The following is a 19,756-nucleotide window of genomic DNA, read 5'->3' on the forward strand; positions in this document are numbered from 1 at the left end:
TCCGGAATTGAAAAGCTCAAGATTTCAGGAAAGAGCAGCCAAGGCACATTCGAGTTCGTGGCGCATTTGGTTGGCGCCGCGCTGCAAGCTGACGTGGGCTGACCCACCTTCCTCCGACCGTGTAGCTGAGCGCAATGCCGGTACGAGTGGAGTAGCGAAGGCGGCGTCTTGTTCGAAAATTCCGCGTTCGCAATAGCCCATCCGTACGATCGAGCGCGAAGCATTTTTCAGACCCTGCCAACGGGCCGCGTCGGGACGCGCCGACCCTTCACCATAGGCTTGCGCCACACCGCTGGAAAGTGCCTGAAGTAGTCGGCGATGCGGCTGCAGATCAACGGCCGCGCCAGCGTGCAGAGCAACGCTATCCAGGCTTCGCGCGATGTCTGTGAGCGGGAGCCGGTAGTCGAGCATCGGGGTTTCTTCGCACGCCAAGCGGGCGGCCAACAACGTGTAGAGGCGCGTATCGTTTTCCAGAACACTGCGATCTGCTACCTCCATGCGATCATCTTCCGTATGCCAGGTCGGACTGCCTCCGTTACCGCCCACCGAATACCAACCACGCCGCTGGCGCTCTGCTGCAGGCACCATGGACGAGGACACGAGAGCGCCGGAGAGGCCCAAGTTGTTGAAGGAGTAGTCACCGCCCCGACTGGGTCGTTCCAGACTGCAGGTTTGCTGAAACAGGTCTGCAACGGCACCGGCGATCAGCGGTTGGGTCTCCGCCATCCCCCGCAGCACTTGGTAGTCTGTCGCATCCTTGCAGCCTGGCGAGTCGCAATTGAGGTGCGCCACGCACCCAGCCCGCAGATCGAAAGCGTATTGATCCGCATACCAGGTGCTTCCGGCATAGCGACCTGCCGAGTGGCCTGGCCACCAAGCAATGCGGATGCCTCGCTTCAGATGGTCCCGCATTCCGTGCAACGCGCGGGCAACTTCCATCATCACACCGTTGCCCGTCGCGTTGTCTCCAACGCCGAGGTCCCAGGAATCATGTTGACCATGCAGCAACACGAATTCGCCGGTGTCACCTGACCCCGCAGGGATGTCGACAGTTGTGACGGTCTGCGGAAACCAACCATGCAGCACGTCAGCAGAGACGGTAATGGTGGCACCGCGAACAGCTTCAGCGACTAACGCATGCCCATCCTCCCGGTTTACAGCCATGGAAACGATGCCGGGCAGTCGATCCACGTCGTCCAAGGTAGGGTTGCCCCACACCACGGAGCTTGCGCCCCAATGTACAGCTTTGCCAGGATTGATCGTGATGATGGCCAGCGCACCGAGCGCCTCCAGTAACTCTGAGCGCCCAGGGTTGGACAAGCCCTCGGTCAACACGACCTTGCCCGCTACTTTGGCACGCAGTGTCTCCCTCGTATGGCCGTCACCGAAGATCAATGCGGGGTCGTTTGTGTGGTGGCGGCTCGCCCCGTCGCGTGCTGGGACGTGGATCAGGGGCGCAGTCAAGGGTGCTTGCTGCGGCGACAACGCGGTTGCCTTGGTGGCATAGCTCTTGCCATTGCACTGGATGGTGGCACTGCGGGGCACACCAAGGTAAAGGCTCGGCCGATCCTGGCGCACTGGCAAACCCAATGCGTCGAGCCTTTCGGCGAGGATGGCGGCGCCCCGCTCGAACTCATCCGGCAGTTCCCGCCTTGTATGCGAGTAGGTTTCAACGAGTTGCCAGGCGGCGTCGCTTCGAACGCGGGCAAGCAGATCTGTTTCAAAGGGAGTGAGCATGGGTTTCTCAGGCGGTGGTGGGGGTAGATGCGGCTTCGCGGCTTCTTAGCTGCGCGCCCAAAGTGCCATCCAGCTCTCGGAGTAGTTGGCTTGTGAATGAATGGAGGTTGGCCTCCAGTTGTGCGTAACCAGCGTTCCGCTTGAAGCTGCGCTCGTCCATATAGAGGCCACGCTTGATCTCGACCTGCACTGAATGGCGGCCACGCGTCGGATCGCTGTAGCGACGTATCAGCTCGGCGCCTTTGTAGGGATAGTTCACCTGCACGCGGTAGCCGAGCTGGGTCAGGCTTTGCGCCACGTACTGCGTCAATGCGGGGTTCGCGGTCGCTCCATCCAGGTCGCTGACAACGAAATCAGGCCGATCCTGCCCGTTGTCCTCATTCATTGCATTGCCTTGCGACTTCATGGAATGGCAGTCGATATGGCAGGTGAAGCCATGTCGCAGATAGGCAGCGTCGATCAATCGAGCCAGGGCCGCGTGGTAGGGGTCGTAGTACCGCGTGATGCGCTGCTGCACTTCATGCGCGGATAGCTTCGCCGCGTACATGGGGATGCCGGGTACCGCATCGCGACGAATCAGGCCTTGCCCATTCTTCGACTTCTTCGTGGGATTCAGTGGGCCGGGCCAGGCATCCGTCAGTAGCTCTGGATCGATATCATCACGAGCACGGTTCGCGTCGATGAAGGAGCGATGGAAGCGTGCCATCAGTACAGGCGCACGCCCATGTGCCGCACTGCTCCAGAGATCGCCTACAAACGCGTCCCAGCTGGTACGCACAATATCCTGCGGAGCAGCAGTGGCCACATCGCTTGGCCAGTCTCCCCAGCTGTGAGGCGAATCAAGAACGAGCGCCGAAACTGGCGGATTTGCACTGGGAGCAATTTCGTAGGGCATTGTTGTGACAGGTGTTTTGGGGTTTCAAACCTGTTTATATCGACGATCCCTGGGCGCTCCAACCATATGCAAAAGCGTCATTGGCCTATGAAATTCCCGCAGCACGCACAATGTGCATCGCATTTCATTCTGCTTTAACGCCCAAATGAACCTACGCCATATCGAAGCCTTTCAGTCCGTCATGCTTAGCGGATCGACGATTGCCGCTGCTGAGCGGCTGGGTCTTTCTCAGTCGGCGGTCAGCCGAATGCTGGGTCAGTTGGAGGAGGAACTCGGCGTCCGCCTTTTTGTCCGCGAGAAAGGCCGACTGTTGCCGACGCCCGAAGCAAATGCCCTTATGTCGGATGCAGAACGCCTAGCGGAATCGGCTCAGGGATTTCGCAGACACTCGGAGCAGCTACGATTGGGTGGATTCAAGCGCAGGCTTGTAAGGGTTGCCGTGCCAAACACGCTTGCTATCGAAATGATGCCAGCTGTGACCAGTGCCTTTATGGCTCGGCATCCGGATGTAGTTGTCGAAGTGCTCTCCAGGTTCTATCCGGAAGCTGCGCTGGCATTGCTTGGGCGCGAGGCTGACGTGGCGCTGCTGCGCCTGCCAGTGGAAACGCCGGGGCTTCGCTTTGTTGCTCAGATAGAAGCCAAAGCGGTTTGCGCACTGCCACGTGGCCATCGATTGGAGGCCAAAGAACAGATCGCCCCCCGCGACTTGGAGGATGAGCCTCTTGTATTGCTTGGACGGCGCAACGGCCCCGGACACGCGATGCATCCGCTATTTCAGCAGGCGCGGGTGCTACCTCGCGTGGTTGCCGAAGTGGACTCGGTCGAGGCAGGTCTACAGTTTGTGGCGGCTGGTCTTGGCGTGTCCGTTGTGAATGGCTTAGTTGCCAGCTATTGTCAGCGCTCGCCGGTGGTCTTCCGAAAATTCGTGCCCGCGATCACATTCCGTTTAGCTTGGGCGATTCGCGAGGATGCACCATTGGACGGGCTGTGGAAAAGCCTTGCGTCCCTGCTGTTGGATTCGGTTCAATCGACTGCAGTCGCGCATGGGTACGCGACACTGACTTCGAAAAACAATTCGGTGTAGCAGATCGTTGGGAGGTGTCTAAAGTGCCTCGATTGCCTATTCGTAAGCGCGCGGCAAACCCATCTTGATGTGACTCTCTCCGTCTCGCAACATGGTGTGCACGCAACCCATCGTGCACACCATGCTCAAAGACTCAGACATTGCGAGATACACGGCCAGGCGCACCCATCGGACCTACACACCAGCCTTCAAGGCAGAACTTGTGGCCGCCTGCCAACAACCCGGAACCTCCATCGCTGCCCTGGCCAACAGCCATGGAATGAACGCCAACGTACTGCACCGCTGGCTCAAGGAGCATGAGCGTACTGGATGCCACCAGCCCATCGCATCGCAGCCCTCCATCGCGCCGCCACCATCACCTTCGATGCCAAAGTTCATCCCCCTGTGCCTGTCCAACCCTACCACTGAGGCCGTTCCGGCCGAGCTCAAGGTCGAACTGCGCAAGGGGCCCCTGTCCATGACCGTCACTTGGCCCATGCACGTAGCGGCCGATTTTGCGCACTTTGCGCAGTGGGCGGCGGCGGTGCTCAAGTGATCCGCATCGACGCCGTCTGGCTGGCCATCACGCCCATGGACATGCGTGCGGGCACTGAGACGGCTTTGGCGCGGGTGGTGGCGGTGTTCGGTGCGGCACACCCGCACACGGCCTACCTGTTTGCCAACAAGCGCGGCACGCGTTTGAAGGTGTTGGTGCACGACGGCATGGGCATCTGGCTGGCCACACGCCGGTTGCACCAAGGCCGCTTCTATTGGCCCTCACCAGGCGGCACGGCGCAGCAATGCCTGCAGCGTGAGCAACTCGACGCGCTCGTGCTAGGCCTGCCGTGGCAGCGCATTGGTGAGGCTGGCGTCATCACCCTCATCTTTGCGCCCCAACACCTCGCCAAGATAGGCTTGCCGCGCGTTTACTTAAAAGAGTCGAATGCTCGTATCACTGCTTTTGCTGCGGGCCTCTACGAGAGAACGTGCTTGAATCTCAAAGTTGAAGGTGCGAAATCGATTTGCTGAAGAATCGTTACTTACACCCTGAAGCACGATGCCTACTGTGGCACTCTCATTGACAAATGCGTGTCCGTGGCTCAAAGAGACAAAGCCCAGCTGCTTAAAGGTTTGAACCAATTTAGCGTGGGACCATTCTCCATCTACGACCGCCTCTGATCCATCGGAATCAATCTGTACAGCCTCTTGGTTCAATGCCAAGGAGGAAAACGCGTTGAGGATGGACTTGCGGGTAAGTGGCTTCTTGAGCATGGTTCGATGTGAGCTAGTGCGCCAATATGGTATCGAATCTTGCCTGCGAGAGCTCATTCTGTAGCGAGGGACTAGGTGGAATTCACCGTCAACCTGTGTTGGCCGGTTGCTTACGCCTATTCTGCATGGTAGCGAGTTCTTAAGCGACCCGAGGCCAACAAGACCGTACTCTGGTATGTAGCCCTGCGCCCAGGGTTGTGCCGTGCCTTCCCCTATCGATGCGCTGATCGACCGATGTGAACGCACCAAGGCTGGCATCCAAGCCAAGGTAGAGCGCCCGCTCGGGGTACTCGAGCAGCAGGTTGGCTACGTGAAGGTACCGGAGAAACGAGTTCTATTTAATCGACAGTTCTGGCGGCTGACATGTATTCAGGTTTCGTGTTCAGCGTTTAGAGACCGCTTTGCTGCATCGAGGTACCCGAGGTGAAGGTCATCCTCACGGCACGCTCGCGCACCTCAGGCGAGAACTTGTTTGTCTTCTTCATGGCTCAATCCTCTCAGAGTGTTGAGCCTCCGCTGAAACCCGGGGCGGCTCACAGTTCAACACGTTTCGAGACTTTGTTTCCGCAGCAAGTTCTGCGGCATGCCGAGTATCGAAACTGTGTTCTTTTCTTTAGACTGCTTTTCAGCAGGCCCTGCTATTTAAACAAAGTATTACTCGATTTGTAAGAAAACAGTGCAAGTACGCTCTGGACTTCCTATGTCACTTCAATGGAGCATTCGGCAGCTTCTTGAGAATCCATGTCGAACTCCGAAAGATCTCTTCCTGCTGTCACTACTCGAGTGCTCATCGACCCCAACGGGTTAGGCAGTGCGCGGGGCGGTGTGAGACGCGTGTATCTCTTTCGCCGCTCCAGCGGGCTGCTAATGGAGTTACCGGTGGCATATCTCGATCACGAGTTCTCTACCAAGTCTCGCAACACGCAGCTTTCTGTCGCTGCTGACATTGCATTCTTCTGCGATTGGTGCCGGATGCGCGAGAAAGCCGCACGGAGTTGGATCTCGCCAGAGCGCCGTGCTGCTCAAGGTGTTCAGGCGCTTTCACCGCAGGAAATCATTGACCTTTCTCGCTGGTGCCAAGGAACCGCCAGCGCCATCTCAGTAGCTGCAGATGCGGCATCCAGGGGCGTCGCACAAATGCAGATTGGGCGGGCAGTTTCAGCGGCACTCCGCAATCGGAGGCTGCGCAATATCTGTCGCTACGTTCAGTGGCTTACCACTACTTTGGCCAATCCCGCCGGGACCCCGGAAATTGAAGCATCTGCACAAGCCGAAGGCAACCGCGCGTTCCTGCAACGCGAGTTCAGTAAACGAATTTCCGCCAACTCCAAGCAACCTGGGCCCATTGCATTGGCTCCGGAGGCTGCACAGGAACTGCGGAATGCACTTCGGAGCTCATCCCATTTCGGAAACGGAGTACATGGCGCGCGCGACCGATTGATCGTTGAACTTCTTCTGCAAGGACTCCGAGCTGGGGAGCTTTTGAAGCTCAAAGTCGAAGATCTAAATGATCGATTCCGCCTGCGTGGGGACCATGAAATCTGCATGGTTTCAGTGGTGCGTCGGCCCAATGATCCGGAGGACGCACGCATATATGAGCCGTCGGTGAAGACTAGGCCGGGTGACGTTCCTATCCCTGCGAGATTGGGGGCGGCGCTGGTTGACTACATTCTCGGCCCTCGTCGCGACGCCGTCGATAGAGTGAGTCGTTCGGTTGAAACACCATATCTATTCGTTTGTCATAGTGGTCGGAATGTCGGTAGGCCTATCACTCAGCGCAACCTGAATCGTATTGGCGCCAAACTGAAACACTTGCCGGGCCTGCCTAGTGACGTCTCGCCGCATCTGCTACGCCACACCCATATGACCGAGGTTCATGACTCATCAGTTCAAAAAGGCAGAACTGCCCAGCAAATCCGCGACGTACTCCTTCAGCGAGGAAGGTGGTCCGACTCATCATCAATGCCTGCTCATTACACGCTTCGTAGTCTTATGGAGGAGACCGCGAAGTTGATTGAAGAAAGGGATGCGTTTCTTGGCCAACGACACTCTTAAATTTCCTGGTTACCAGAAGCCGCTTGATCCAGAACGATTGCGACGCATCGCCGACGTGCCGTTACGGGTCTATTCGATAGATGGAAAGACATTTGTCCAGGTTGACTTGGACTCAATGAGTGTCCCTTCTGATGAGGTCGGCTCTGTGGGTATGGACTTCCGCAAATCGTTCGCTTGCTTTTCGCAGGAAACGCGGTTGGCACTTACTGCGTCCCTATTGGACGCTCTTGACGGAAAACGAAAGAGCTCAACGGTGAGGCGATGGCTAGGTGAACTGAGTCTCTTCGGACGAACTATCTCTTCGGAGCTGAGCGGACGACGCATCTCGACCATCACTCAGAAAATGTATGTCTGGTACACGAGCCAGAAGCAGGCCTCGCAGATCAAACTGCTCAGGTCGGCGCTCCTGCACATGATAGATATTGACGCGCCGGGCTTGGAGAACGAGTTGGTCGATCACCTCAAACATGTCGCGCCGCCAAAGCCTCGGTCAACGATTGAGATTCAAAACTCCGAACCGACTGAACGACCATTTTCAATGCGGGAGGTTCAGTCGATGCTATCGGTACTTTCTCAACTCTATCTATCCGGAAAATTCGATCCACAAACACATTTGGCTTGGCGGCTTCTCATCAGCGAAGCCATGAGACCTTCGCAGATGCGTCTTCTGAAGTTTGGAGACTTTAAGCTAGTGCGCGATGAACAAGGACGTCTGCAATCAGTACTTGTTAACGTTCCAATGGTCAAGCAGGCTGGAACGAGCGCTCGAGACTACACGACGGCTCATCGGCTATCCAGTGCTTTGGCTGTCGCGATTGGAGATCATTTCGATTTCGTCTCGTCGATCCTTGGTAATCCACCTCCAAGTGATTGGTCGTTGTTCAGCGTGCGCAAGGGGTACGGCTCGGCGTATGAGCTGGAGGCGAAATCCCTCAACGTTTCAAACTTGATCAAAAGTTCTCGAAAGGATCTTGCGGATCAAATGAGCAGAGGTTATAGCCCGGATGACTTCTTTGCACGTAGGTTCAAGCACACGAAGTTGACTCATCTATCGCAGAAAGGCGCTTCGAAAGAAATGCTCGCCTACGCGGGTTTTCAAACCTCTACGATTTCCCTTGGCCACTATGTGAACCTGACCGATGAGGCTTTCGAGTTGTATGAAGAGCAGCTTGAATCGGCACACACGCTCATTGCTGATGCCTTTTCTGGAAAGATCGTAAGCAAAGATCAATCAACATACAGAGATGTTGAACACGAAATCTCGGACTTGCGCCTCGACGCTCCGGTTGGTGCGTGTGGCCGGGAGCCCTGTGAGGCGCTCGCGTGTCTTGCTTGCTACGGATGCCCGCGATTTGAGGCGTTCGACGACGGGCCACACAGGCAGGTCGAGGCACTGCTGGTCGAAGAACAGACACGGGCAAGGACCGCGGGGCTGAACGAGAGTGCAGTGAACCTACGCAGCAATATATTGGTCGCTGTACGAACGGTCATCAAGCTCATCGACGAGAAGGCAAAAAATGCTGCAGATAAAAATTCCGCTTGTGCTAGCAAAAACTGACAGCATTGGTTGTCGCTTTGAAAAGTTTGCCAGGTGGGGTGAACCTGGGGGGGGCGCAGGGTTCAGCAACTACCATGTTCAAGCTTATGACCAACAGGCGCCCTGGTTTCAGTACGCGGCGAAGCTGACACCGCATTCGCACGCGACGATTCGCAGTTGGTTTGTCCGGCCTGAGTACTGGGGTCAGCGCGACCTGTACTTTGCCCCGCGGCACAAATCGGAGCCGCGTGTGCTGGTGCCTGGTGCGGTGATAGAGGCCGGCCCATTTCTTACCTTCGCAAAGACCTACATTAATGTGTACTGTGAGTTGCGTCAGTTGCGATCGCCGCCAAAGCCCTCCGTAACAGCGCTGTGCATCCTAGAGAAGATGCTGCGAGATCTGAACGAAGGCGATGCGAATCCAGCGTTGTTGACACATCTGACTTTTGTACGAGCCGGGCAGTTCTTGCTTCGATCTTCCATGGACGCATCCAGCAAGTTCGACGTGGGAAAGGCTCTTGAGCACATCAGCAAATTGATTCAAAGCGGTGGGCGTTTCAAGGGTGACAAGAGTCACGGCGTGTTCCCCGGCTTTCGGCTTATCGCCGGATCATTCTCGTTCGAGTCACCAGTTCCCGCGCCTAAGAGGTTTGGTAAGGCAGAGAAGAAGGCAAGCGTCCAGAAGGATGGGCCAAAAGGCTCGCTTACTGGAGAAGAGGTTGCCGCAGTGGGACTGGCCTATCGGCGCACAGTGGACCAGATGGGGAAAGAAAACACCAGTACGTTCATGTCCGCACTAATTGGCCTGACATTGTCAACTACTTCAATGCGTGCTTCGGACCTTCAAAGTCTTCGGCGAGATGCTCTGTTCGAAGATCCTGATCAGCCCGGGCGACTCCGCCTGCGGGTTTCCCGTCCCAAGTTGGATGTCGATCAAATATTGCCAGTGCCGAAGAAGCTGAACGAGATCGCACAAGAGCAGTTCGACATAGTCAAAAACTTCTCGGAAGAGGCACGGGAAGCATTTGCCTTCTACACACATCAGAGCCCGAAGAGCCCTGCGGGCATTTCGGAGCTGTTCGTCCCGCAACGCTTTCGAGAACTACTGGCGAATGAGCACCTCAACGCGCGCCAAGTTGGCAAATTGATGGGACTAACATCGCCGGATCAGCGTTTTGGTCAGCGCTTTGTCGAACTGAAGAAGAAGTGCTTTGTCGACTTACCGGGCGACATTTTCGACTGCGCCTCCCAATGGAGCAAGGCGGTCGTTCCGATTCGGGAGGTGGAGGCAATCTACAAGCGTCATGGCGTCACTCTAGCGATACCGCCGTCTGCCGAGAGGGCACAGCTTGTGCATCGTGTCATCGTACGAAAGTGGGGGCCCAAAAAGCCCTCGCTAGAACTTGTCGCCGATTTGGATGCGCTGTTTGAATCAGGGCTAGCCAGGCAGCCGGAAGAATTCGTCGCCACGAACGAATTGAAAGATTGGTTGCTAAGACAATTCAAGTATCAGCAAAAGTTTCCCCACTGGCCGTACGCTACCAAAGATCGGAAAGTTCGGTTGGATGAAGCGCTGGCCGTTTACTACGCTGCAGGCCGTGATTCGAATGTGATGGCCGGAGACCAGGTCGCGTCTTGGTGGCTACCGATGCTTGTCCCAATCACGATTTTGAACCGTTGGATCTCAGGCACCAGCCGCTACCCGCCACTGCTATTCATGAAGACGAATGTCAGGCTTGAGAATGGCAAGTACCCATCCATTTCTGTCCATCAAACCCGAAAATTCTTTCACACGGAAGCGTTGCTAGCTGGAGCAAGTCGGCCTCTAGTCGATGAACTAGCGGGACGGAAAACGGGTTGGCAGGGGGCACATTACGACTATCGAACACCTCAGCAAATTTTGCGCCAGTCTGTCGAGACCTTCGACCCAGAAAGCGATTTCGAAGTTGTTGGACCGGTAGAAGAGCAGGCTCCTCCACGTGCCCGAATTGTCGAGCGAAGAACCTTCCTGTTGGAGAGTGCTGCACCAAAACACGCTACAGAGATCGGAGGTTGTCGGACCGACTGGTCAATGAACCCCTGCCCGCAATTCGGCGACTGCATGAGGTGCGATGCACATGTTTGGCGCAAGGGAGACGCAAGGCGATTGCCTGTGATTAGGGATTTGAAAGCGGAGTCGCTTCGCTCGATCGAAATCGGTAAGAAGAAACTTTTGGCGAGTCCTCAAGCCCGCTCGATTGAAAAGCAGGTCCGCCAACTGGACGAGACGGTGAAGCGTTGCGATGAAATCCTCGCACTCGAAGCAGACGACAGAATCACAGCTGGGACGTTAGTGACCTTTGATGCGGCGCCAACAGCTCTGTCTGACGCGGCCCGGTTGAGTCTTCTTCGAGCTGACTTAACCTGAGGTGGAAAAGAGAAGGCAAAAATGCGAAAGATGACGAATAGCGATGTTTCTCACATTGTCAACCTGATCCGAACGTGGAAGGGTGGGGCATTGACCTGGGAGGCCGTCCGGTTGTCCATTGGCAGTTCGCTGGAGCTCGGTGATCAAGTGTGGTCGCGCCAAGCGTTGCAGGCAAATGAAGACATTCAGCTCGCTTGGCTGGCGAAGAAGGAATCGCGAAAGACTCCGCCGATGGGAAAGCGACGATCTGACAGCGATGTAAACGATTTGTTGGAGTCAACGCTCGCAGCAAACCGCGAGCTCCAGATGAAGTACGACAATCTAGCGTTTAGGCATAGACAACTTCTTTACAACGCATCGCTACTAGCGGGCGGGGCGCATCTGCTTGTAGACCCGCTTCCCAACAATACGGCTGACCAGTCTGCCTACAGGTAGTAAGCGCGTAGGCCCAAGGCCGAAGGGATCTCCGCGCTTGGGGGGGCTGGCGCCGTGCAAGGCAACTTCTTTTTATGAAACTCGGAACGAATACTCTTCTGCAAAACGCCTCCAACGTCTCGACTCACAAGTCGGAAAACACTCACGACTTCTTGGTGAGTAGTTTCGAAAGTGCGCGCATTGTGGAGCAAACTGAGAAGAAAATTCGCAGACTGACTGCGCGTGCAGTGCGAGACTTTGGACTTCTTGAAGACGGAGATCTGGTGATGGCTTGTCTTTCTGGGGGGGCCGACTCTTACACAATGCTGGAGACACTGCTTCACCTTAAGCAGGCCTCTTCGATCAATTTCGATGTTGTTGCTGTGAATCTCGATCAGAAGCAGCCCGGCTTCCCTGAGGACGTATTGCCCAACTATCTCGCGGCTCGCAAAGTACCATTTAGGATTGTGGAGCAGGACACTTACAGTATCGTGAAGGAAAAGGTGGCACCCGGTAAAACGACGTGCAGCCTGTGCTCACGATTGAGACGAGGAATACTCTACAAGACTGCGGAAGAGCTCGGGGCGACCAAGATTGCGCTTGGTCATCATCGCGACGACATTCTCGAAACGCTTTTGCTCAACATGTTCTTTGGAGGCCGGATTAAAGCTATGCCTCCCAAGCTTCGATCGGACAATGGTGGAAATGTCGTGATTCGGCCTCTTGCATACTGCGAAGAGGCCGACATCAAGCGCTATGCCGCTGCGATGAATTTCCCCATCATTCCCTGCAATCTGTGCGGGTCGCAACCAAATTTGAAGCGGCAGGCGATGAAGCAGCTGATCCGTGAATGGGAGCGTGAGCACCCCGACCGTATCCGCAGCATGTTTTCTGCCATTTCTAGCGTGGTTCCTTCGCACTTGATGGATCAGGGCTTGTTCGACTTCGATTCGTTCAACGGAGTCGCGTACACGAAAGCGCAAGGAGATATGTTGTTTGATCGTGACTCTTCGATAGACGTTTTTCAAACGAGCGTTCCGATTCGCCAGGTTGATTTCTAGAACTCAAGCGTGACGCACCGCCTAGTGCGTGTTGATTTCCACGCAGAAGTGACCCACTACAGATTCCGCAATCGCGTGATCAATTCCTCGGCCTTGTCCATGGTCAAGCCAGTCCTGCCATCTATCAGAAACACGGATCGGTTGAATGGCCGGAAAAGCCATGACCGATCGTCGACGGCGAGCCATGGAGATGCAGCGCGACCGTTGGCGCGCAGCCAAGCAATGCATTCAGCTTCTCGCTCGTAGCCCAGAAGGGTATCAGGGATAGATTCCAATTGGCCGAACTGCCCTGTCGCCCCAATGATCCGGGGAGCAATGTCCGAAGAAAACCGGGAACGCAGGCTGTCCAACGGGGTATAGAGGCGCCAAGTACTAGTTATCACCACCTCACAGTTGGGGGTCACGCGCAGCGCTTGCTCGAAAGTTGATAAGCAACTGAAATGCCTCGATTCGTGGCAGAACTCAGGGTGCAAGACCCCGTCGAAGTCTAAGAACAAAGTGCGCAACGGGAAGAGTCCTGATCTTCAGATTCTTTGCTCCAGTTCGGGATTCTTGGTAGGCTGAATTTTGGCAAGTCAACCAACTTTGTGAAAGCCTTCTCTAGCAGGGACGGCGCCGGCTCGATTGGTCGAAGGCATCTTGAGCACACGGCTTTTTCTGCCACGAAACGTCATTGGTTCGACAGAAAATTCGACAAGACAGGCAAGTCGCCCCAGATCTCTCATCGGAGTGTCGAATTGCGAATCTACGTAGTACTTCCCTGAGGCTATCTCATACACCATAGCCTTGTGCCGTGGAGACTCAGGCTCATCCGCCTCCCAAATTGTGCAAAGTTCGTCAAGAGTCCAAACACCGGTGAGATTTATCTCACCAGGAGTCAGTATCCGGGCTGATGAGATGAAGTGCTCATGCTCGCTGCAGAACGTCACAAACTCCGCGACATCATGAACCGAACTGAACATGCACGTTGTCCGCCCATTCAAGACAGGGTCAGTCAGCTCTACCAATAGATACAAGGTGCGAGTTGCCAACGTACTGACGGGGATCTGTAGACCTTGGGAGCCTCTAGCGGCGCACTCGACCGAGGCATAAACGGAAATCATGCGGGAAATTTTGAAATGAACACTATAGATTGTAGTCCTATGGTAGTCATTTGAAGGTAATCGAGGGATGCCTTTTCAAAGACATCCCGCGAATCACCTGCCGAAAGCACTCAAGGTCATTCGAAATGCGCGAGGGCTCACACAAGAGGACTTTGGTGTCGTCTCCAGTCGCACTTACATGAGTGGGTTGGAACGAGGGGTCAAGAACGCCACGGTTAAAAAGCTCGATGAGATTGCCTCCGTGATGAAGGTGCACCCACTAACTCTCTTGACGCTTGCATATTCGAAATCGATAGATAAGCACGACGTCCATGAACTCCTCATCTTGGTACAGCACCAGCTTACAGAGCTTCGAGAAGAGACGAAATAGGCAGCTAGGCAGATGGATATGAGGTCAGGCTACTCTACTAGGTCCTGCAGGTAGCCCTGTCGGCGTATCGGCGCCATGCAGCATTGCTGCGTCAGCCCCATAAGCGCTGCGCCTGAGCCAAACGCGAGGCAGTGCTGACGCCGGATCCAACGCATCTGGCAGATCAACAAGCAGGTCAATGGCGCCACAAGGTCTGACGAAACTGGCCCGCGAAGGAGTGAGCGTAGCCCGCTGTACTGTCGAGCGACTGATGAGCGGCATGGGGATGCGCAGTGTGATGTGTGGCAATGTCCTGCGATTCGCCACTGGTAACGGCAGAGCACCAAGGCTTCACCTATGTCCCGGCCTGGCAAGACTTCCTATACTTGGCCTTCGTGATTGACGTGTTTGTCCGCTGCATAGTGGGCGGGCGAGTGAGCAGCTAAAGGCGTACGGACTCCGTTCTTGATGCCCTGGAGCACGCTCTATATGGCCAAGGAAAACCGATGAGGCCGTGGAGTTCGCAGCGCTCGAATGAGTGTCATGAATCAATCGTCATCGCTTTCCGGAGATGGCATGGTCCGCCCACCTTTGCCACTGCTGCTGACGTGCGGTCGTCATCCCGCACAAGCGAGGCAGATGTCGCAAGTTCGGTTGCAAAGTGCCAGAGTGGCAGCTCTCGCAACCACTGATCCTGGAGGCCACCATGCAATCGATTCTGAATCTGCCCGTCATTGATCTGGACTTGGCGAAGCCGGTTTTCCAACTGCACATCTTTGATGTGGAGTCGGGCGAGATTCAGCGACGCAAAATCAAACGCGCCAAACTCACAGAATTCTTCGCCAAATGCAACCGCAGCCTGGTGGCGATGGAAGCTTGCGGGTCATTGCATTACTGGGCCAGGACGATCCGGGCGCTGGGACGTGAGGTCAAGCTGTTGCCTGCCCAGCAATGGGAGCGCAGCAAGCTTGTCTGGCACTGCATGGCATGCGCCGTCAGATGATGAAGATGCGCATCATGCAAGCCAATGCCTTGCGAGGCATCCTGGCCGAGTTCGGCATTGCCATGCCCCTAGGGCACAACCAACTGCTCAAGACGATAGGAACCCCAGCCGCGAATAGCCATCATGGTCAGCAGCAATCACTGCACCAACAGCCCGGATGTAAGGCAGCAAACCCTTCAGGTCATCACGACGCAAAAGCTTGTTCTCCTTGGGCGGACCATGTAAGGCGATTCAGATGAATTCACTCGGCTTCGACGGTTTTATGGGGAATAGTCGTGGGTGACATATACCTAGACCCCAATCTTTACAATAGAAGACAAATGGAAAGTTTGTGGCGAGACGTTCAGCGAAGGTTTTCAAGGGGTCAGAGCCGCAGACGCCTGTCTCTCATAAGAAAATTTGTGCCAATAAGAAAAGACAGCTACGCTATGCTCGACGTGCTGCGTTTGCTGCAGCAGCGCAACGGCCACAAGTTCGAGCTGATCGCCGTCAACCTCGACCAGAAGCAGCCTGGCTTTCCGGCCCATGTGCTGCCGGAGTATTTGACGAAGGTGGGTGTGCCCTTCCACATCGAAACGCAGGACACCTACAGCGTCGTCAAGGAGCACATCCCCGAAGGTAAGACCATGTGCAGCCTGTGCAGCCGGCTGCGCCGGGGCATCCTGTACCGCGTGGCCGACGAGCTGGGGTGCACCAAGATCGCGTTGGGCCACCACCGCGACGACATGCTGCAGACCTTCTTTCTCAACATGTTCTTCGGCGGCAAGCTCAAGGGCATGCCGCCCAAGGTGCAGAGCGACCGGGGCGACCACCTCATCATCCGCCCGCTGGCCTATGTGGCCGAGGATGACCTCACCCGCTGGGCCGAGGTTCGCAACTTTCCCATCATTCCTTGCACCCTGTGCGGCAGCCAGGAGAACCTGCAGCGCAAGCAGATCGGCCAGATGCTGCGCGACTGGCAGCAGCTGTACCCCGGCCGCATCGAGAACATGGCCGTGGCGCTGCGCAACTTGGTGCCCTCGCACTTCATGGACGCGCGCCAGTTCGACTTCAAGGGGTTGGTACCCAACGGCGTGGCCGACGCCGATGGTGACAAGGCCTTTGACGCCGAAGAACTGCCTGCGCAGGCCGTGGGCATGCTCGCGGGCCTGCCCCTGATGCCCCGCTGAACCCGACCCCCGACGATTTTTAGATTGGGCCACCCCATGACCACGCTCAAAGCCCCCGAACTCCTCCTGCCCGCTGGCTCGCTCGACAAGATGCGCGCCGCCTACGACTTTGGCGCCGACGCCGTTTACGCGGGCCAGCCGCGCTACAGCCTGCGCGCGCGCAACAACGAGTTCCGCCTGGAGCAGATCAAGCAAGGCATTGACGAGGCCCACGCACGCGGCAAGAAGTTCTTTGTGACCAGCAACCTGATTGCGCACAACGACAAGATCCGCACCTACCTGCGCGACATCGAGCCCGTGATCGACTGCAAGCCCGACGCCCTCATCATGGCCGACGCGGGCCTGATCATGATGGTCAAGGAAAAGTGGCCCGAGCAGGTGGTGCACCTCTCGGTGCAGGCCAACACCACCAACTGGGCGGCGGTGAAGTTCTGGCAGAAGATGGGCGTGGAGCGCGTCATCCTCTCGCGCGAATTGAGCCTGGACGAGATCGAGAAGATCCGCCAGGAATGCCCCGACATGGAGCTGGAAGTGTTCGTGCACGGCGCGCTGTGCATTGCGTACTCGGGCCGGTGCCTGCTCAGCGGCTACTTCAACCACCGCGACCCCAACCAGGGCACCTGCACCAACGCCTGCCGCTGGAACTACGCCGCGCACGACGCCGACATCGACCCCACCACGGGCGAAGCCATTGCGCAGAAGATGGAGGGCGACTTCAACTTCGAAGCCGCGCAGCAGAAGGCCGAACAGTCCTTCGCATCGACCACCGGCAACGGCGAGCGCCACCCCAAGGCCGACAAGGTCTACCTGATCGAAGAAGCGGGCCGCCCCGGGCAGATGATGCCCATCATGGAAGACGAGCACGGCACGTACATCATGAACAGCAAGGACCTGCGTGCGGTGGAGCATGTGGCGCGCCTGGCGCAGATCGGCGTCGACTCGCTCAAGATCGAAGGCCGCACCAAGAGCCTGTACTACGTGGCCCGCACCGCCCAGGTCTACCGCCGCGCCATCGACGACGCCGTGGCCGGCCGCCCCTTCAACCCTGAGTTGCTGATTGAGCTCGAAGGCCTGTCCAACCGCGGCTACACCGGCGGCCTGCTGGAGCGCCGCCCCAGCAACGACTACCAGAACTACATCAGCGGCCACTCGGCCACGCAGCGCAGCCAGTATGTGGGCGAGGTGCTGGGTGCCGAAGGACAGGCCGATGTGGGCCTGTCTGGAGACTGGGTACAGGTCGAAACCAAGAACCACTTTGCCGTGGGTGACCTGATTGAAGTGGTGCACCCCAGCGGCAACACTACGGTGCGCCTGCAAGAGATGCGCAATGTGGAAGGCCAGCCCGTGCAGGTCGCCCAGGGCAGCCCGGTGCGCGTGTGGATCCCGCTGCCCGCGCGCTACAGCGGCGCGCTGCTGGCGCGGGTGATTGAATCGCAACCGCCTGCTGAAGCGGCAGAGCCTGCATTGGCGGTGTAACTCTCTCGCAGTGGCTGGAGCATGAAGACCTTGGTGCACGCCACACGGCCTCGCCACTGGACCATGGCTGCTTTGCTGGGCGTAGCACTCGTGGGCCCGGCCAATGCCCAGACGCCGGCTGTGGCGCCCGCCAAGCAGCGTTATGTGCAAGGCTCCTGGGTCAACCTGCGCGAGTCGGCCCAGTCGCAGGCCCGCATCGTGGCCCAGGTGCCCGCCAACACCGTGCTGCAGCAGATCACCGAGCGCGACGGCTGGTGCGCCGTGCTCTACACGGGCGATGCGCGCCTGGGCCCGCCTTTGCCTGAGCCCCTGCAAGCCCATGTGGCCTGCAACCTGCTGGCCGACCAGCCCCTCACCCTGGCCCAGGCGGGCAAGGACGCCGCCCGCGCCTTCTGGGTGGCGCCGTCCGCCAACCGCATGCGGGCCTACGGCAACGCACTGCCGCGCCCCGCTGCATTGCAGTTGCCCGCGTTGGCTCCAAGCCACACGCCCCGGATGCCCGTGCAGTACCCCCTGCGCCCCGAATGGGAGGCTGCCAAAAAGCTCATGCGCGGCGGCGTGTTGCTGCGGCCCGAGCAGGAGATCGACCGGGGCCGCCCCGTCAACCCGCTGGACAACTTGAAGCTGGCCACCCGCGCCGTGGACCATATCCCGGACGTGGCGCCCCTGGCATCCGCCCCCACGCTGCCTGCCATTGCCCCGTCGTACTTCCGCAGCCACACCAGCGTGGCCCTGCTGCACGAGACCGAGGCCGACGGCATCGCGGCCGTGGCGGGCAGCCGCATTGCCGTGAAGCCCACCGCTGTGCCTTATGGCAGCTTCAACCGCCACAGCGGACCCGAGATCGAGTTCGTGACGGGCTTCTGGGACGTGGGCGGTGCCGATCTGGCCTTTGCCCCGGCGCTCACGCTGTACACGATCACGCACCAGGGCCTGGTGGGCGCCCGTACCATGGGGCGGCAGTATTGGGACATCAGCAATGCAGACCACTATTGCGGCGGCCACTACCCGGGCAAGGGCTTTGACGACCCGCGCAACGACGAGACCACTGCCGTGCGCGGCTCTGCCAAGGTGTCAGAGTCGGCCGAAGTGCTGGTGCGCCTGGTGGTGCCCGGCAAGCTGCCGCCCGATGCGGTGAAGGTGCGCTCCAGGCGCTATGCCACCAGCTGGATGATGCCCGCCGACCCGCCCTACCGGCCCCAGCCCGAGCGCAAGAAAACGGCGGTGATGGTGCACGAGATTGACCTCGACCGCGACGGCGTGGCGGACATTCTGCGCATCGACACCCCCTCGCCAGGCGGCATGAGCTTTGAGCCCATCTTTGAATGGCGCTGGTACCTCAATATCAACGGCCAGTGGTTTCCGGCGGGGTATTGGGTGGATCAGGAGTGCACGTGAGGGGAGGCGGCTGGACAACGTTCGGCTGGGAGCAGCAGTCGGCGAGCCAGTGTCACCGTCCAATTCAATGCTTGAATGTTATTTTTCTCTTCAATTGAAGTTTGCCGCGCACTATGCGGTGAAAGCGGCGGTTCCAATTGACGTGGCCATTGACCGTTGTACTAACCTGCGACGCAGGCTGAACCTTTGGGGCAACGCTGGCGAGACTCAATGGCATCGCTTCTTGGCCAGAGTTCAAAGCACAGGCAGTGACCATGCTGCCCAACTCGCCTTGTGCGCCGAGTACCAGCGGCCCCACTCCTACCCCGAACTCGAACGGTCGTTTGGCTGCTTCTCGTACGACCCGCCCGATGCCACCGGCACCTTGCGCATCCACTTTCTACCGCCAAGTGGACTCAATTCCAGCCCATTGGCCGTTGAGAACGTCGGCGCGAGGATGTCAGAACTGCGCGACTTGTTTGCACATGTTCAGCGAAGTGCGCCAATGGCTACAACAGTGCGTGGCGTTTCGTGGCTCTACAACCTTCACGCCTACGGGCGGCTCTTTCCTCTGGCCTATAGCGCATCAGTGCAAGCCGTGCGGTTTCCATTGCATTTGAATGGGAGTTCAACTTGGGGCCAGGTCTTGAACTGGCGACAGGAAGTGAAAGCGGCTGTGCGGGATCAATTGTTGGCTCGCCTTGATGACATGAGCGTTGAAAATCCCTGGGAGATTTTTCCGCTCCAGGCCAAGGTCGCCACGAGCCCGATTGATGTGTTTTATGAGCAGTTCAGCTGAGTACTGCTGAACGTCGGGCATGGCTCTCATCTGTCTGCC

Annotated in this window: 17 protein-coding genes and 2 pseudogenes; 16 read left to right on the forward strand and 3 right to left on the reverse strand. The window is 57.6% G+C overall.

Features of this window, described 5'->3' with window-relative positions; genetic code table 11:
* Positions 1-24: 24 nt before the first annotated feature.
* On the reverse strand, positions 25-1,737 hold the full coding sequence (locus tag C8C96_RS04880) for a M28 family metallopeptidase (RefSeq protein WP_121941631.1): 1,713 nt from the start codon (positions 1,735-1,737) through the stop codon (positions 25-27).
* A 7-nt stretch (positions 1,738-1,744) separates the two neighbouring features.
* A complete protein-coding gene (locus tag C8C96_RS04885; RefSeq protein ID WP_121941632.1) occupies positions 1,745-2,632 on the reverse strand; it encodes an N-formylglutamate amidohydrolase in 888 nt (295 codons plus the stop codon).
* Between the two features lie 145 nt (positions 2,633-2,777).
* Between C8C96_RS04885 and C8C96_RS04890 the strand changes: the two genes are divergently transcribed.
* The 9 genes and pseudogenes from C8C96_RS04890 (at position 2,778) to ttcA (C8C96_RS04925) (ending at position 12,441) form a co-directional block, all read left to right on the forward strand.
* On the forward strand, positions 2,778-3,716 hold the full coding sequence (locus tag C8C96_RS04890; protein WP_121943881.1) for a LysR family transcriptional regulator: 939 nt from the start codon (positions 2,778-2,780) through the stop codon (positions 3,714-3,716).
* A gap of 121 nt (positions 3,717-3,837) precedes the next feature.
* Positions 3,838-4,251, forward strand: coding sequence for a transposase (locus C8C96_RS04895; protein ID WP_121943883.1), 414 nt, complete (start codon positions 3,838-3,840; stop codon positions 4,249-4,251).
* On the forward strand, positions 4,248-4,724 hold the full coding sequence (gene tnpB / locus C8C96_RS04900; protein WP_147455647.1) for an IS66 family insertion sequence element accessory protein TnpB: 477 nt from the start codon (positions 4,248-4,250) through the stop codon (positions 4,722-4,724). The genes C8C96_RS04895 and tnpB overlap by 4 nt, the downstream gene beginning before the upstream one ends.
* Before the next feature lie 384 nt (positions 4,725-5,108).
* Positions 5,109-5,286: pseudogene (locus C8C96_RS25115) on the forward strand (IS5/IS1182 family transposase); the annotation flags it as partial.
* A 422-nt stretch (positions 5,287-5,708) separates the two neighbouring features.
* On the forward strand, positions 5,709-7,022 hold the full coding sequence (locus C8C96_RS04905) for a site-specific integrase (protein ID WP_121941633.1): 1,314 nt from the start codon (positions 5,709-5,711) through the stop codon (positions 7,020-7,022).
* The gene (locus C8C96_RS04910) at positions 7,003-8,580 is read left to right on the forward strand and encodes a hypothetical protein (protein ID WP_147455648.1); all 1,578 of its coding nucleotides are present in this window, start codon (positions 7,003-7,005) and stop codon (positions 8,578-8,580) included. Before C8C96_RS04905 ends, C8C96_RS04910 begins: the two co-directional genes overlap by 20 nt.
* Positions 8,540-10,966 (forward strand): hypothetical protein, encoded by a 2,427-nt coding sequence (locus tag C8C96_RS04915; protein ID WP_147455649.1) that lies wholly within the window; start codon positions 8,540-8,542, stop codon positions 10,964-10,966. The genes C8C96_RS04910 and C8C96_RS04915 overlap by 41 nt, the downstream gene beginning before the upstream one ends.
* Before the next feature lie 30 nt (positions 10,967-10,996).
* Positions 10,997-11,401 carry a hypothetical protein gene (locus tag C8C96_RS04920; protein WP_147455650.1) on the forward strand — a complete coding sequence of 135 codons (405 nt, stop codon included), beginning with the start codon at positions 10,997-10,999 and terminating at the stop codon, positions 11,399-11,401.
* A 74-nt stretch (positions 11,402-11,475) separates the two neighbouring features.
* Positions 11,476-12,441 (forward strand): tRNA 2-thiocytidine(32) synthetase TtcA, encoded by a 966-nt coding sequence (gene ttcA, locus C8C96_RS04925; RefSeq protein WP_121941637.1) that lies wholly within the window; start codon positions 11,476-11,478, stop codon positions 12,439-12,441.
* A 56-nt stretch (positions 12,442-12,497) separates the two neighbouring features.
* On the opposite strand, the gene C8C96_RS04930 is transcribed toward ttcA (C8C96_RS04925), so the two are convergent.
* Positions 12,498-12,947, reverse strand: a complete 450-nt coding sequence (locus C8C96_RS04930; RefSeq protein WP_121941638.1) for an HAD domain-containing protein — start codon at positions 12,945-12,947, stop codon at positions 12,498-12,500.
* Positions 12,948-13,611: 664 nt separating this feature from the next.
* Between C8C96_RS04930 and C8C96_RS04935 the strand changes: the two genes are divergently transcribed.
* From C8C96_RS04935 to C8C96_RS04960, 7 genes and pseudogenes are all read left to right on the forward strand, one after another.
* The gene (locus C8C96_RS04935) at positions 13,612-13,914 is read left to right on the forward strand and encodes a helix-turn-helix domain-containing protein (RefSeq protein ID WP_121941639.1); all 303 of its coding nucleotides are present in this window, start codon (positions 13,612-13,614) and stop codon (positions 13,912-13,914) included.
* Positions 13,915-13,955: 41 nt separating this feature from the next.
* Positions 13,956-14,336, forward strand: a pseudogene (locus C8C96_RS25120) (IS3 family transposase); the annotation flags it as partial.
* 263 nt (positions 14,337-14,599) lie between these two features.
* On the forward strand, positions 14,600-14,896 hold the full coding sequence (locus C8C96_RS04940; RefSeq protein ID WP_199737441.1) for a transposase: 297 nt from the start codon (positions 14,600-14,602) through the stop codon (positions 14,894-14,896).
* A 320-nt stretch (positions 14,897-15,216) separates the two neighbouring features.
* On the forward strand, positions 15,217-16,065 hold the full coding sequence (gene ttcA / locus C8C96_RS04945) for a tRNA 2-thiocytidine(32) synthetase TtcA (RefSeq protein WP_233584160.1): 849 nt from the start codon (positions 15,217-15,219) through the stop codon (positions 16,063-16,065).
* 36 nt (positions 16,066-16,101) lie between these two features.
* Positions 16,102-17,541 carry a tRNA 5-hydroxyuridine modification protein YegQ gene (gene yegQ, locus C8C96_RS04950; RefSeq protein WP_121941640.1) on the forward strand — a complete coding sequence of 480 codons (1,440 nt, stop codon included), beginning with the start codon at positions 16,102-16,104 and terminating at the stop codon, positions 17,539-17,541.
* Positions 17,542-17,562: 21 nt separating this feature from the next.
* Positions 17,563-18,939, forward strand: coding sequence for an SH3 domain-containing protein (locus C8C96_RS04955; protein ID WP_233584161.1), 1,377 nt, complete (start codon positions 17,563-17,565; stop codon positions 18,937-18,939).
* Between the two features lie 67 nt (positions 18,940-19,006).
* A complete protein-coding gene (locus C8C96_RS04960) occupies positions 19,007-19,717 on the forward strand; it encodes a hypothetical protein (RefSeq protein ID WP_121941641.1) in 711 nt (236 codons plus the stop codon).
* Positions 19,718-19,756: the final 39 nt, after the last annotated feature.

It is taken from the genome of Acidovorax sp. 100, from assembly GCF_003688355.1.
Classification (GTDB): domain Bacteria; phylum Pseudomonadota; class Gammaproteobacteria; order Burkholderiales; family Burkholderiaceae_C; genus Acidovorax; species Acidovorax delafieldii.

Coding starts and splice junctions, on each gene's coding strand:
- C8C96_RS04880 (WP_121941631.1), bottom strand. CDS start 1,737: ATGCTCACTCCCTTTGAAACAGATCTGCTTGCCCGCGTTCGAAGCGAC.
- C8C96_RS04885 (WP_121941632.1), bottom strand. CDS start 2,632: ATGCCCTACGAAATTGCTCCCAGTGCAAATCCGCCAGTTTCGGCGCTC.
- C8C96_RS04890 (WP_121943881.1), top strand. CDS start 2,778: ATGAACCTACGCCATATCGAAGCCTTTCAGTCCGTCATGCTTAGCGGA.
- C8C96_RS04895 (WP_121943883.1), top strand. CDS start 3,838: ATGCTCAAAGACTCAGACATTGCGAGATACACGGCCAGGCGCACCCAT.
- C8C96_RS04905 (WP_121941633.1), top strand. CDS start 5,709: ATGTCGAACTCCGAAAGATCTCTTCCTGCTGTCACTACTCGAGTGCTC.
- C8C96_RS04915 (WP_147455649.1), top strand. CDS start 8,540: ATGCTGCAGATAAAAATTCCGCTTGTGCTAGCAAAAACTGACAGCATT.
- C8C96_RS04920 (WP_147455650.1), top strand. CDS start 10,997: ATGACGAATAGCGATGTTTCTCACATTGTCAACCTGATCCGAACGTGG.
- ttcA (WP_121941637.1), top strand. CDS start 11,476: ATGAAACTCGGAACGAATACTCTTCTGCAAAACGCCTCCAACGTCTCG.
- C8C96_RS04935 (WP_121941639.1), top strand. CDS start 13,612: ATGCCTTTTCAAAGACATCCCGCGAATCACCTGCCGAAAGCACTCAAG.
- C8C96_RS04940 (WP_199737441.1), top strand. CDS start 14,600: ATGCAATCGATTCTGAATCTGCCCGTCATTGATCTGGACTTGGCGAAG.
- ttcA (WP_233584160.1), top strand. CDS start 15,217: ATGGAAAGTTTGTGGCGAGACGTTCAGCGAAGGTTTTCAAGGGGTCAG.
- yegQ (WP_121941640.1), top strand. CDS start 16,102: ATGACCACGCTCAAAGCCCCCGAACTCCTCCTGCCCGCTGGCTCGCTC.
- C8C96_RS04955 (WP_233584161.1), top strand. CDS start 17,563: ATGAAGACCTTGGTGCACGCCACACGGCCTCGCCACTGGACCATGGCT.
- C8C96_RS04960 (WP_121941641.1), top strand. CDS start 19,007: ATGCTTGAATGTTATTTTTCTCTTCAATTGAAGTTTGCCGCGCACTAT.